At 66.8% G+C, this 13,127-nt stretch carries 10 protein-coding genes; 6 read left to right on the top strand and 4 right to left on the bottom strand.

Annotated elements, in window-relative coordinates; genetic code table 11:
• Positions 1-76: 76 nt before the first annotated feature.
• Together DES52_RS07065 and betC are read left to right on the top strand one after the other, a co-directional pair.
• Positions 77-1,363 (top strand): flotillin family protein, encoded by a 1,287-nt coding sequence (locus DES52_RS07065; protein WP_110886085.1) that lies wholly within the window; start codon positions 77-79, stop codon positions 1,361-1,363.
• Positions 1,364-1,424: 61 nt separating this feature from the next.
• Positions 1,425-2,873: a choline-sulfatase gene (betC, locus tag DES52_RS07060; RefSeq protein ID WP_170130932.1), complete on the top strand. Its 1,449-nt coding sequence runs from the start codon at positions 1,425-1,427 to the stop codon at positions 2,871-2,873.
• Positions 2,874-2,880: 7 nt separating this feature from the next.
• Here betC and DES52_RS07055 read toward each other — a convergent pair whose 3' ends face one another.
• Entirely contained in the window at positions 2,881-5,844 is a 2,964-nt protein-coding gene (locus DES52_RS07055) for an FAD-dependent oxidoreductase (protein ID WP_146237210.1), read from the bottom strand.
• 275 nt (positions 5,845-6,119) lie between these two features.
• On the opposite strand from DES52_RS07055, the gene gluQRS reads away from it, so the two are divergent.
• Genes gluQRS through trpA form a run of 3 tightly spaced genes read left to right on the top strand, consistent with a single transcriptional unit; the run spans position 6,120 to position 9,047 of the window.
• Complete coding sequence (gene gluQRS, locus DES52_RS07050) at positions 6,120-7,034, top strand: tRNA glutamyl-Q(34) synthetase GluQRS (protein WP_281268561.1); 915 nt, start codon at positions 6,120-6,122, stop codon at positions 7,032-7,034.
• Entirely contained in the window at positions 7,021-8,259 is a 1,239-nt protein-coding gene (trpB, locus tag DES52_RS07045) for a tryptophan synthase subunit beta (RefSeq protein WP_110886081.1), read from the top strand. Before gluQRS ends, trpB begins: the two co-directional genes overlap by 14 nt.
• Positions 8,256-9,047, top strand: coding sequence for a tryptophan synthase subunit alpha (gene trpA / locus DES52_RS07040; protein ID WP_110886080.1), 792 nt, complete (start codon positions 8,256-8,258; stop codon positions 9,045-9,047). Before trpB ends, trpA begins: the two co-directional genes overlap by 4 nt.
• A gap of 60 nt (positions 9,048-9,107) precedes the next feature.
• Here trpA and DES52_RS07035 read toward each other — a convergent pair whose 3' ends face one another.
• From DES52_RS07035 to DES52_RS07025, 3 genes are read right to left on the bottom strand one after another with little or no spacing between them, the layout of a single operon-like run.
• A complete protein-coding gene (locus DES52_RS07035) occupies positions 9,108-9,833 on the bottom strand; it encodes a hypothetical protein (protein WP_110886079.1) in 726 nt (241 codons plus the stop codon).
• 27 nt (positions 9,834-9,860) lie between these two features.
• Complete coding sequence (gene deoD / locus DES52_RS07030) at positions 9,861-10,568, bottom strand: purine-nucleoside phosphorylase (protein ID WP_110886078.1); 708 nt, start codon at positions 10,566-10,568, stop codon at positions 9,861-9,863.
• A 56-nt stretch (positions 10,569-10,624) separates the two neighbouring features.
• Positions 10,625-12,184 (bottom strand): ABC transporter ATP-binding protein, encoded by a 1,560-nt coding sequence (locus DES52_RS07025; RefSeq protein WP_110886077.1) that lies wholly within the window; start codon positions 12,182-12,184, stop codon positions 10,625-10,627.
• Positions 12,185-12,260: 76 nt separating this feature from the next.
• On the opposite strand from DES52_RS07025, the gene DES52_RS07020 reads away from it, so the two are divergent.
• The gene (locus tag DES52_RS07020) at positions 12,261-13,100 is read left to right on the top strand and encodes a phosphatase PAP2 family protein (protein ID WP_110886076.1); all 840 of its coding nucleotides are present in this window, start codon (positions 12,261-12,263) and stop codon (positions 13,098-13,100) included.
• The last annotated feature ends 27 nt before the right edge of the window (positions 13,101-13,127 follow it).

Here is a 13,127-nt window from a genome sequence, read left to right as displayed (position 1 = left end):
CAACTTCGAGACGCGGAACCTCGTATTGTGAGGAAAGCCCCTGTTCGCGTTGGGGCCGTCGTCCACGGAGGACACCATGGAAGTCATGATTCTGTTCGGCCTCGTTTTGCTCGGCTTCATCGTCTTGTTGGTCATCATCCGCAGCTTCCTCATCATCGTGCCGCCCAACAAGGTGCTCGTGCTCGCGGGTCGGCGAAGCCGCGACGCCAGCGGAAACTCGGTCGGGTACCGCATCATTCGCGGCGGGCGCGCCACGTACTTCCCGGCCATCGAACGCGCGGGTTGGATCGACCTCACGACGATCCCGCTCGACCTCAAGATCCAAAACGCCTACTCGAAAGGCGGCATTCCCCTCACGATTCACGCCGTCGCCAACGTCAAGATCAACGCGCACGAACCTTATCTCTCGAACGCCATCGAGCGCTTCTTGGACGTGAAGCGCGACGAGGTGACGATCATCGTGCGTGACACGCTCGAAGGCAACTTGCGCGGCATCGTCGCGACCCTCACGCCCGAGGAGATCAACCAAGACCGCCTGCGCTTCGCCGAGGCCCTCATCGAGGAAGCCGAGCACGACATGGGCAAGCTCGGCATGCAACTCGACACCCTCAAGATCCAAAACGTCTCGGATTCCAGCGGCTACCTCGATTCGATCGGACGCCGCAAGACCGCCGAGGTGCTCAAGGAGGCGCGCGTCGCCGAAGCCGAGCGCGGCGCCGAGGCGACCGAAGCCGAGGCGCGCAGCCAGCAACGCGCCCAAGTCGCGCAGGCCGTCGCGCAGCAAGCGATCATCGAAGAGCAGAACAAGTTGCGCGTGCGTCAAGCGGAACTCAGCGCCGTCGCCGTGTCGAAGGAGAACGAGGCGCAAGTCGCGGGTCAACGCGCCAAGGTCCTCGCCGAGCAGGCTCTGGAAACCGAACGCATCATCCTCAACCAAAAGCGCTTCGAAGCGGACGTCGTGGCTCCGGCGCGCGCTCAGCGGGAAGCGAAGCTGCTCGAGGCGCAAGCGGCGGCCGCGCCGATCATCGAGGAAGGCCGCGCGAAGGCCGAAGCGGTGCGCCTCATGGCCGAGGCGTTTCGCAACGCGGGCGCCGAGGGCGAGCGCGCCTACGTCCTCAACATGCTGCCCGGCATCGTGGAGGAGTTCGCCAAGAGCGTGCGCGAAGTGCAGATCGACAAGCTCAGCGTCATCGACTCGGGCAGCGGCAGCGGTTACCGCAGCGCCCTCACGAACCTTCCGGCGGGCATCGTGAGCCTCATGGAGCAAGTGGAAAACGCCACGGGCGTGAACCTTCTCGGCGCCCTGAAGTCGAGCTCGCACGACGACTCGAAGACGATCCTGACGCCCGTGGCCAACGACTGATCCTCCTCGTCACGGCCCCGCCCCCTCTCACCTCGCGGGAGAGGGGGTTACCATGTCAAGGGTGAGCGTCAACAAGCCGAACATCCTCGTGATCATGGTCGATCAGATGGCGCACGACGTCATTGGCGCGCTGGGACACCCGACCGTTCTCACGCCGAACCTCGACGCGCTCGTGCGGCGCGGCGTCGCCTTCGACCACGCCTACTGCAACTCGCCGATCTGCGTGTCGTCGCGCGTGTCGTTCATGACCGGCCGTCTCGTGCGACACACGAACGCCTTCGACAACGGTTCGGAATTCCCGGCGAGTCTCCCGACGTTCGCGCACCGCTTGAACCTCGCGGGGTACACGACGATCTTGTCGGGCAAGATGCACTTCGTCGGGCCGGATCAACTTCACGGCTTTCGCGAGCGCCTCACGCCCGACATCTCGCCGACGGGCTTCGAGTTGACGCCCGACTGGACGCGCGGCCCTTACCCCAATCCCGGAACGAGCGTTCAGCGCCTGCGCTACCCGCCCGTGCGCCCGTGGAGCTTGCAGCTCGCATACGACGAGGAGGTGCTGCACCACACGCTCGCGCGCCTCAGGCGCCTCGCCTTGGAGGACGCACCGTTCTTCCTGTGCGCGTCGTTCAGCCATCCGCACGATCCGTTCCTGACGCCCGAGCCGTACTGGGCGGCGTACGAGGACCGCCCCGTCGCGCCGCCGAACGTGGAGGCGCACGACGAAGACCTGCATCCTTTCAACCGCTGGATTCAGATTCACCACGAGGCGGACCGCTTTCCACTGACGCCCGAGGAGACCTTGCGAGCGAGGCGCGCGTACTACGCCGCCGTCAGTTACGTGGACAGCATCGTCGGACGCCTGCTGGCCGAACTCGACCGCGTGGGACTCGGCGACACCCTCGTCGTGTTCACGAGCGACCACGGTGAGATGCTCGGCGAACACGGCATGTGGTTCAAGCGCACCTTCTACGACGGCGCCGCGAAAGTTCCGCTGATCGTGTCGCGGCCCTCGACGTTCGCGCCCGCGCGCCGCTCCGAAGTCGTGTCGCTGGTGGACCTCACGGCCACGTTGCTCGACCTCGCCGAAGTCGAAGCGCCCAGTGACGCCGACGGCGGAAGTTTGAAGCCGCTTCTTTCGGGAAGCGGCGGGCCGTGGAAGGACTTCGCGGTGTCCGAGTATTTTTCCGAGGGCACCGTCGAGCCCATGCTGATGCTGCGCGCGGGCCGCTTCAAATTCGTGTACGTGCACGAGCAGGCCCCGCTGTTGTTCGACCTTCAAGCGGACCCGTACGAGCAACGCGACCTCGCGTCCGACTCGGCGTACGCCATCGTGCGCGAGGAATTGCAGGCGGCCTTGCTGGCAGGCCTCGACGTGTCCGAACTGCGAGAGCGAATCGTGCGCGGACAGCACGAACGCCTTCTGATCGCGGCGGCGACGCGCGACGCGTCCGCTTGGAAATACCGCCCGTCGCCCGACGCCGTTCTCTACGAGCGCCCGAAGTCCTGACGCCTTCTCAAGCGCTCACCGCCCTCGACGGCGAGCGCGCGTCTCGCCAAGGGCGAGGATCGAGGCGCGCCCGGTCCGAGATCCAGCGCCTCCACGCCTCGCGGCCCGGCCCGAGGTCCTCGCCCGCGAGCGCCGTCAGCTCTCTTCGGGCGTGGCGGGCGAGCGGACGACGCGGGTCGTCCAGGTACTCGATCAAGGTTCGCGCGCCGTCGGCGTCCCCGCAACGGGCGGCGGCGCGGTTGATCAGGAGCTCCATGTGCGCGAGCCGCTCCAGAAAGAAGTCGGGCTGCACGGCGGTCGTCGTGACGTGACCGCGCAGGAACGGATGGGCGCGCAACCGTGCGAGGACGGACAGGCAGCGTGGATCGCCGAGCCGCTCGCACACGTCGCACACCGCGTCGACGTAGTGAAACAGGCCGCTCGTGTGATCGCGCAGTCGCTCGTCGGTCGGGTCGAGGCGGTCCACGATTCGGTGCAGGACGCCGATCGAGCGTTCGTCTCGCGTGAGCGCGAGGGCGTGCAAGAGATAGGCGAGGTCGGGCATGGCGGCGTGGTCCGGCGACGCCTGGGTGAACGGCATCGGAACGCGGTGAGGCAGCGTGCCGTTCGAAGCAGAGGCGAGCCGAGCGTCGATCGCTTCGAGCAGCACGGGTGTCGCGGCGCGGTCGCCGTACCACGCAAGGGCGCGCGCCGCCCACACGCGCCCTCGAAAGCTCGGCGACAAGTGCGCGCGAAGCAGCGGGAGAATGCCGGGTCCGGCCGTGCACGCTTGCACGAAAGGAATGGGGCCTCGCCACACCTCGTGGAACTCCTTGAACGAAAGCTCGTACGGTTGCACCGCGTCGTCGAAGGACGCGACGATCGACGGCCACGTCGAAGCGTCCGCGACGTCGTGCTCGTTCACCGAGCGTTCCAGCACGGAGGGCGCGAGGGCGCCGAGGTCCACGAGGACACGTTGAAGCTCCTCCACCCTCAGGTGGCGGGGTTCGACCTTCTTCGTCACGCACAGGGCCGCCGCGACGCCGCACGCGAAGCCGAGGTTTTCCAAGTCGGCTTGCATGCGAATGGCGGGAAGCGCGTCGTGCTCGGCGGAGATCGCCTTGCCCGTGACGAGCAGGCCGTCCGGTCCGAGCGGAACGAGCGCGCGGTAGGGAATTTCCACTTCGAGGTTCGGCGGAATCAACCCCAAGCGCAGCCAATCGGACGTCGCATGCCCTTTGACGTCGTGATTGGAGAAGTGGACGTTCACGACGTCGCGCCAGCGGCGCCGCGTGAGCTGGTCGGTAAGTGTCAGGCGCGCCTCGCCCAGGACGTGCCGCGTTTCGCGTGGCGCGACGTACGGCCCGTGGTCGTGCCCGACGACGCGGCGCCGTCCGCTGAGGATGGCGCGCGTGTAATCGTCGGGATCACCCACGTCGACGTTGCTGGTGAAGTTGTTCTTCGTCAAGCCCGGTCTCGGATGCGGCGCGAGCGAGTACCACATCGTGACGCCTTCGCGGAGCGAGCCGTACGTCGCCTCGGCTCCGGCGGCAACCGCGACGTCCGCGTCCCCCGTCGCGTCGACGGTGATGTCGGCGGTCACGTCCAGCAGGCCGTCGCGTGTCGAGAGCCGCGCGCCGCGCACGCGGCCGTCCGGCCCGAGGATCGGCCACAGGTGCAGCGCGCCCAACACGACGTCCACGCCTTCTCGGCGAGCGTGATCGGTCAGGGCGAACATCTTGGCTTCCACGTTCCACTTCGCGCCGCTCGGCCAGTTCATCCAGGCCTGCTGCTCTTGCGTCCAAGCGCTCACTTCGGCATTGAAGCCGCCGCGCCGCCCGAACCAGTAACTGTCGACGCCGCCGAGGGTGCCCGCTCCACCCAACCCCATGTTCATGTCCGCCAACAGGACGCTTGCGCCGCGCCTCGCCGCGCCGATCGCGGCGGCCGTTCCGCTCGTGCCTCCGCCGATCACGAGGACGTCCACGCGTGCCGATCGGACGAGCGGGCGGTGGCGGACCTCGCCGGGAACTTCCGGTGGCGTTTCGTCCCACGCGCGCTCGCCGACGCTCCAGCCGAGTTCGGCGAGCGCGGCGAGTTGCTCGGCGTCCTCGCCGGGTAGCCTCGGGGCCGTTGCGGTCACCCAAAAGCCGTCGGGATGACGAAACGCCGGCTCGTGCAAGTGCCGAGCGGGCGGCGCCGTGAGCTCCAGGGACGTGCCCGTGACACGCGCTTGCACGAAGGCCGGGTGGTGGGCGCACAGCCAACGTGCGAGCGCGAACGATGCGCTCCGAGCGTGAAGCTCGAAGTCGTTCGACGAGGTGCCTTCGAACGGTGGCTCGACGACGTGCTCGATCAAAACGTGTCCGCTCCGGGCCGCACCGAGGTGAACGCGCACGTCGGGGGAAAGCGCTTCCGGAACGGCGAGGACGCCGGGCGTCACGGCGTTCAAGTCGGCGCCCGTGAACTCTACCGTTCGGCGCGCCGAGGCGAGCGGGCTTCGAAGGTCCGGAACGCTCCACGCGGCGAGGTCGGCGCGCGGCGTGGCGTCCACGAGACGGCGGGCGCGAACGGCGAGCAGACCCTGCTTCGAGGCGAACGCGATTTCGAACGGTCCGCTTCCTCGCCGCTCGACGGGACGCAGCCCGTACAAGAGGCGAACGCCCGCGTCGAGCAGGCGGTCTTCCAAGGCGATTTTGAAGGCGTCGGGCACGAGGGCCGCTTCGCCCCCGAACGTGACGGCCACGTCGCTGAGCCCGCCGAGCAGCACGTCGAGCCGCTTCAAGGCTCGCGAGTCCAACCACGGGCGCAAGGTGGGGAAGAGCTCGCGGCCCAGCATCGTGTGCTCCTCGGTCAGGACGACGCTCGCGCCTCTTCGCGCGGCGCTCATGGCGGCGGCGATGCCCGCGAGCCCGCCGCCGACCACCAGCAAGTCGGCGGGGACGGCGGTGAGAAGGATGGCTCGGGCAGACTCGGGTGGTTTCGCGTTCATCGGACCTCGGGGAAAGTTCGCCTCGGTGGGCGGGACGATCGAAAGCACAAACAGGGCGCGGACGGCCCGTCAACCGTAGGCTCGTCAGCCCGCCGTGTCAAGCCGCCCACGCGTGCCGCGGCACGACATCCATGACGGGCATGGCCGCGCTCTCCAAGTGCGACGAGGCGACTTCGCCCCGACGTTCGTCGGGAAGAGGTCGCCGTCGGACGACACGCCGGGCTCGGGATGATAGCGACTTCCACGGTCGCTCCTCGGCGCGCTACACTTTCCGCGTGTCCGGCTCGACCGTGATCGGCCGTTTCGCCCCCTCGCCGACGGGCGCCATGCACCTCGGCAACGCTCGCACGGCCTTGTTCGCCTGGCTGCATTCTCGTTCGCTTGGCGGGCGGCACCTTCTGCGCTTCGAGGACCTCGACACGGGCCGCGTGCGCTCCTGGGCGTACGACGGCATTCGGCGAGACTTGACGTGGCTGGGCCTCGATTGGGACGAGGAGTTCACGCAAAGCGAGCGGCGCGACCTCTACGAGGACGCGCTTCGCCGTCTCGAGACGTATCGCTGCGACTGCACCCGCAAGCAGATCGCCGAGGCGGTGAGCGCGCCGCACGGAGCGGAACTCGTGTACCCCGGCACGTGCCGCGCCAAGGACGTGTTAAGCGGTGCCGTGCGCTGGCGGGCGCCGAACGAAACGGCTTGCGCGCACGACCTTCGCCTCGGAACGCTGTGTCAAGACCTGGCGCGGGAGGTCGGAGACTTCGTGCTCTTGCGCTCGGACGGGGCTTTCGCCTATCATCTCGCGGTCGTCGTGGACGACGCGCTGACGGGCGTCACGGACGTCGTGCGCGGCGAGGACTTGTGGCTCAGCACGCCGCGTCACGTTGCCCTGCAAGGCGCCCTGAACCTCCCCACGCCTCGGTACCTGCACGTTCCCTTGCTGAAAGACGCCTTCGGCGAGCGACTCGCCAAGCGCGGCGGCGCGCCGTCGGTGACGGCGCTTCGCGAGGCAGGGGAGCAGCCTTCCCGCCTGCTCTCGTTCCTCGCCGCGTCGATGGGTTGGCGCGTTCCGGACGACGTTCTTCCCTCCGACCTCCTGGAATGTTGGCGACGCTACTTAGACAATTTGTCTAAAAATCAAGCTTCGCCTAACACCCGTTCGCACTACCCTGGAAGCACAGATGTCCATTCCTGAATACCCTCAACCCGACGCGCGCGGTCGGTTCGCCGACTTCGGCGGTCGCTACGTCCCCGAGACGCTCATTCCGGCCCTCGACGAGCTCAAAGCCGCGTACGAGGAGGCCAAGCAAGACCCCGCCTTCCTCGCCGACTTCGAACGCTACCTGCGAGAATTCGTCGGTCGCCCTTCCAACCTCTACCTCGCCGAGAACCTCACCCGTCACCTCGGCGGAGCCAAGATCTACTTCAAGCGCGAAGACCTCAACCACACGGGCGCGCACAAGATCAACAACACCATCGGCCAAGCGCTTCTCGCCAAGCGCATGGGCAAAAAGCGCATCATCGCCGAGACGGGCGCGGGGCAGCACGGCGTCGCGACCGCGACTGCCTGCGCCTTGTTCGGGTTGCAGTGCGTCGTGTACATGGGCGCCGAGGACATCCGTCGCCAAGCGCTCAACGTCTTTCGCATGAAGCTTCTCGGAGCCGAGGTGCGCGAAGTCACGAGCGGAACGTCGACGCTCAAGGACGCGACGAACGAGGCCATCCGCGACTGGGTGACGAACGTTCGTGACACCTTCTACATCCTCGGCTCGGTCGTGGGACCGCATCCTTATCCCGCCATGGTCCGCGACTTCCAAAGCGTCATCGGCGAGGAGACGAAGCGCCAACTGCTCGAAAAGGAAGGCCGCGAGGTGCCCGACGTGCTCGTCGCGTGCGTCGGCGGCGGCAGCAACGCCATCGGGCTGTTCGCGCCGTACGCGTATCTGCCCGAAGGCGAGCGTCCCAGGATCGTCGGCGTGGAAGCGGCCGGGGAAGGCGTCGAGTCGGGCCGGCACGCGGCGTCCGTCTCGGGCGGCAAGATCGGGGTGCTGCACGGCGCGAAGATGTACTTGCTGTTCGACGACGACGGCCAGATCGTCCCGGCGCACTCGGTCAGCGCGGGCCTCGACTATCCCGGCATCGGCCCCGAGCACTCGTACTACGCCAAGCACGGCCTCGCCGAGTACGTGCCCGTCACGGACACGCAGGCCCTCAAGGCCTTCACCGAGTTCACCCGCCTCGAAGGCATCATTCCCGCCTTGGAGACCGCGCACGCGATCGCGCACGTTATGGACCTCGCCCCGACCTTGCCTCAAGACCAGATCATCGTCGTGAACCTCTCCGGACGCGGCGACAAGGACGCCTCGGAAGCCGCGCGCCTTCTCGCACGCGAACTCGAACTCGAAGGAGCGACGGCATGACCATCATGACGAAAAGCCGCATCCACGATGCCTTTCACCGCGCCGAGTCCGAGGGCCGCGCCGCCTTCATCGGCTACCTGCCCGCCGACTACCCGACGGCCGAGGAGTTCCAGCTTCACGCGGCCGAGCTTCTGCGCTTCGCCGACCTGCTCGAGGTGGGCTTGCCGTACAGCGATCCGCTCGGTGACGGCCCGACGATCCAAAAGGCGTCGGAACTCGCGCTGCGCAACGGCGCGACGATTCGCCGCACGTTCGACGCCGTTCGCAAGTTGCGCGAGCGTACCGACAAGCCGCTCGTCCTCATGACGTACTACAACCCCATCCTCGCGTGGGGCGAGGAGCGCTTCGTGAAGGACGCCGTCGCGGCGGGCCTCGACGGCTTGATTCTGCCCGACTTGCCGCCCGACGAGGCCGAGAGCTTGCGCGACCTCGCGGCGCGCTTCGATCTCAAGCTGACCTTCCTGATCGCCCCGACGAGCACGCCCGAGCGTATTCGCCTCGTGTCGGAAGCGACGACCAGCTTCTTGTACGCCGTGTCCGTGACGGGCGTCACGGGCGCGCGCACCGGAAGCGCCCTTCACGAGGTGCCCCGCCTGCTCGCCCTCGCCCGCGAGCACACCTCGCATCCCATCGCCGTCGGCTTCGGCGTCGGCGACCGAGGCAGCGCGAACGCCGTCGCAAAAGTCGCCGACGGCGTCGTCGTGGGAAGCGCGCTCGTCACGGCCGCCCTCACCCCTGATGGCGTGGGTCCGCTCGCGCAGGAGATTCTGGCGGGCTGCGCGCGCTGAAATCGAAGAGAGGCGAGCGAGGGGAGGGCCGCTAAACGGCCCTCCCCTCGCTCGCGCGCTTCAGCGAATCAGCAAGGACTTCACGACCGTGTCGAGCCGCGTGAGGCGCGCGTCGTTCGTCAAGCCGTCGAGTTGCCGCTTCATGCGCGACAAGTACGCTTCCCACGTCGTCTTCGCTCGCTGCGCGTCGCCCGAGGCGAGTGCGTCCATCACCGACTTGTTCGCCGGGGCGAACGCATCCTTCGGCAACTCGGCGAGCGACGCCGGGTACACGAACGAAACGTAGTGCCGTCCGTCGTTCGTGAGGCCCTGGAAGGTGTAGTACACGTCGTCACGCGACAGGGGCGCCGCGTCTTGACGGTACGCGACAAGGTAGCGCACGCCGCGTCCGCCGTCGAAATCCACGTACCTCACGCTCGCCGCCAGAACTTGCGCGGCGAACGCGAGCGGCAGGAACGGCCACTCGCCGCGAACGGCGTTCGGTGCGGCGCGTTGGCGCAGCAATCCTTTCAGCGCGTCGATCTGGCCGCGCACGCGGTCGCGAGAATCCGGGTACTGCGCGAGCAACGCCGCCACGGGGTACACGTTCAGCTCGCGCCAATCTTGCTGCGGGCCGAACGTCACGCGGACGCGGCGCGGCGGATAGAACTCCGGCCCTTCCTCCACGGGCCGAGCCGGAAGTTCTCGAACGGTCGCCGTCACTACAAGCGGTCGAGCGTCCACGGTTACCCGGGGGAGGGACGGTTGCGCGGCGACGAGCGCGGTCAGGAGCAACAGCGAGCTCATGCTTCGAGCGTACACCTCCCGCCGAGCTTAGAGGCCGAGCGCCGCGTCGAGCGCGACTTGCACCATCGCGCCGAACGACGTTTGGCGCTCTTGCGCGGTCGTTTCCTCGCGCGTGACGAGGTGATCGCTGACCGTCAGGACCGTGAGGGCGCGAACGCCGTACTTCGCGGCGAGGGTGTACAGGCCCGCCGCCTCCATTTCCACGGCGAGCACCCCGAACCGCGCCCACTGCTGAAACTGCTGAGGATCGTCGTGGTAGAAGGTGTCGCTCGACAAGATGTTGCCGACGTGCGTCGTGAAGCCGCGCTCTCGCGCGACTTGATAGGCGCGCAGCAAGAGTTCGAAGTCGGCGATCGGCGCGAAGGTCTTGCCGGGAAAGCGCACGTTGTTGATGGCCGAGTCCGTGCAGGCGGCTTGGGCGAGCACGAGGTCGCGCACGCGCACGTTTTCTTGGTACGCGCCGCACGTACCGACACGCACGAGGGTCTTCACGCCGTACTGCGTGATGAGCTCGGAGGCGTAGATGGAAATGCTCGGAATGCCCATCCCGCTGCCTTGCACCGAGACGCGTCTGCCTTTGTACGTGCCGGTGTACCCCAGCATTCCGCGCACCTCGTTGTACAACTCGGCGTCCTCCAGAAACGTCTCGGCGATGTACTTGGCGCGCAGCGGATCGCCCGGCATGAGGACGGTTTCGGCAATTTGGCCCGGCTGGGCGGAGAGGTGAACACTCATAGACAAACATCCTAAACGAAAGGCCCCCTGACGGGGGCTTCGCGGAGCGGTGGCAGTCAATCTGCCGAGACGTGCGTTCCTTCCGGATGCACGCCCGCCATCATGAGGCCGAGTTGCTCTTCGGTGGCGCTCTTGGCGACGACTTCGCCGACGATCTTGCCTTCGAACATCACGATGATGCGGTCGGCGAGATTCATGACTTCACCGAGGTCGGCGGATACCAGCAAAACGGCGAGGCCCTTGTCTCGGGCGTTCACGATCTGCTTGTGGATGAATTCGATCGCGCCGATGTCCACGCCGCGCGTCGGCTGCGACGCGATCAGCACCTTCGGGTTGCGGCTCATCTCGCGCGCCACGATGATCTTTTGGGCGTTGCCGCCCGAGTATTGCCCGGCGGGCAACGAGGCCGAGCGAGGACGGACGTCGTATTCGCCCGCGAGTTGCACCGCGCGCTGCTCGATGCGGTCGAGGTCGAGCAGGCCGAGCGGGCCGGCGAAGGGCTTTTCGTCGTGCGACCCGAGGATGAGGTTCTCGGCGGTTGTCATGTCGAGGACGAGACCACGCTCGTTGCGGTCCTCGGGAATGTGCGCGACGCCCGCTTCCGTGACGGTCTTGGCCGTCATGTGCGGCAATTGCTGGCCGAGAATGCGAATGGAGCCGCCGTGGAACTTGTGCAGGCCCGTGATGGCTTCCACGAGCTGGCTTTGCCCGTTGCCTTCGACCCCGGCGATCCCGACGATTTCGCCCGCGCGCACGTCGAACGACACGTTGTCCACCACGTTCTTGTTCGCCTCGTTCTTCACCACGAGGTCGCGCACTTCGAGGGCGGCGCCGCCAGGTTGCGCGGGGGCCTTGTCGACGCTCAAGACGACGTCGCGGCCTACCATCATGCGCGCGAGGATCGGCGGCGTGGCGCCTTGAGTGGGAATCGTGCCGATCATCTTGCCGTCGCGGATGACGCTGATCTCGTCGGAGATCTCCAAGACTTCGTGCAGCTTGTGCGAAATGAAGATGACGGCGTTGCCGCTCTTGGCGTACTGGTTTTTGAGGAACGCGAAGAGTTCGAGCGTCTCGTTCGGCGTGAGAACCGCTGTCGGTTCGTCGAGAATGAGGATGCGCGCGCCTCGGTACAGCGTCTTGAGGATCTCGACGCGCTGTTGCAGGCCCAGGGGCAGGTCCTCGATCTTGGCGTCGGGGTCGATGTCGAAGTTGAACTGCTTGATGAGCTCGGCGACGCGTGCCTTCGCCGCGCGGTAGTTGATGCTGGTGCCCGACGTGGGCTCGGAGCCGAGGATGACGTTCTCGGTGACGGTCAAGGGATCGACGAGCATGAAGTGCTGGAAGACCATGCCGATGCCGAGCTTGATGGCGTCGCGCGGATCGTGCAGTTGAACGAGCTGGCTGTCCACGAGGATCTCGCCCTTCGTGGGTGGCTGCACGCCGTACAAGATCTTCATCAAGGTGGACTTGCCCGCGCCATTCTCGCCGACGAGGGCGTGCACGCTGCCCCAGCGCACTTTCAGGGAAATATTGTCGTTGGCCAGCACGAGCGGAAACTGCTTCGTGATCCCCCGCAATTCGATCGCGAGGTCGCTGCCGTGGGTGGAGCCGGTCATGGCCGTAGTGTAGCAGGGGTGCTTCGCCGCGCTCGTTCTGCTCCGCAGCGCCCGAGAGTTTGGCACAATAATCTTTATGGACATCGTGAGAGCACTTCATGATGCGCTCGGCGGACCGGAGTCCTTCTGGCTCGCTTTGACGCAGTTCGGCTCGGATTACGCCTTCATCGTCTTGATGGGGGTCTACATCTTCTTCGTGAATCCGCGCGGCGCACGCGACTTCGGCGTGTGGTTTTCGCTGTCGCTGTTCACGAACGGCCTGCTCAAGACGGTGCTCGACGAGCCGCGCCCCTTTCAGGTGGACGCGAGCATCGCTTCGGACGCCGCGAAGGACACGGCGGGCGGGCCGGGGTTTCCGAGCGGACACGCGCAAATCAGCGCGACGATTTGGGGATCGATGGCGCTCGCCGCTCGCAACCGCGTCTTCTGGGGCGTGGCGGCGGTGCTCGTGCTTTTGATCGCCTTGTCGCGCGTCGTGCTGGGCGTGCACTTCCTGTCGGACATCGTGGGCGGCGTGCTGATCGGCGCGATCTTCGTGGCCTTGCTCGCGCGCGTCGGCGTGCCGAAGGCGGAGGGCGCGTGGCGTTTCGTCGTGCCGATCGTGGCGTTGGTTGCCGCGACCGTGTTCTCGTCGGTGGCGTACATGTCGATGAGCATGGGCTTGCTTTCCGGCTTTTGGCTGACGCGCAGCACCTTCGAAGGCCACAGGAACCTCGGCATGCGCCTTGTCGGAACGATCGTGGGCATCGCGCTCGTCTTCGCGGTGTACTTCGCGTTTCGCGTCATTCCCGAGAGCATTCGGCACCTCGGTCTCGTGGAGGCCGTGCGGTACATGGCGCTCGTCTTGATCGCGACGGAAGGCGTGCCGAGGTTGCTGCGCCTCAAGCGGGCCGAGCCGCGCGCGGTCTTGAACTGAGCGCTTGAAAACAGAAAACACCCCGCC

The sequence above is a fragment of the Deinococcus yavapaiensis KR-236 genome (assembly GCF_003217515.1).
GTDB lineage: Bacteria > Deinococcota > Deinococci > Deinococcales > Deinococcaceae > Deinococcus_A > Deinococcus_A yavapaiensis.
This window is presented reverse-complemented; position numbering and strand designations above follow the sequence as displayed.

What these genes read in the sequence shown, in the direction of transcription:
- DES52_RS07065 (WP_110886085.1), top strand. Translation starts at nt 77, where the DNA reads ATGGAAGTCATGATTCTGTTCGGCCTCGTTTTGCTCGGCTTCATCGTC.
- DES52_RS07055 (WP_146237210.1), bottom strand. Translation starts at nt 5,844, where the DNA reads ATGAACGCGAAACCACCCGAGTCTGCCCGAGCCATCCTTCTCACCGCC.
- trpB (WP_110886081.1), top strand. Translation starts at nt 7,021, where the DNA reads ATGTCCATTCCTGAATACCCTCAACCCGACGCGCGCGGTCGGTTCGCC.
- trpA (WP_110886080.1), top strand. Translation starts at nt 8,256, where the DNA reads ATGACCATCATGACGAAAAGCCGCATCCACGATGCCTTTCACCGCGCC.
- DES52_RS07035 (WP_110886079.1), bottom strand. Translation starts at nt 9,833, where the DNA reads ATGAGCTCGCTGTTGCTCCTGACCGCGCTCGTCGCCGCGCAACCGTCC.
- deoD (WP_110886078.1), bottom strand. Translation starts at nt 10,568, where the DNA reads ATGAGTGTTCACCTCTCCGCCCAGCCGGGCCAAATTGCCGAAACCGTC.
- DES52_RS07025 (WP_110886077.1), bottom strand. Translation starts at nt 12,184, where the DNA reads ATGACCGGCTCCACCCACGGCAGCGACCTCGCGATCGAATTGCGGGGG.
- DES52_RS07020 (WP_110886076.1), top strand. Translation starts at nt 12,261, where the DNA reads ATGGACATCGTGAGAGCACTTCATGATGCGCTCGGCGGACCGGAGTCC.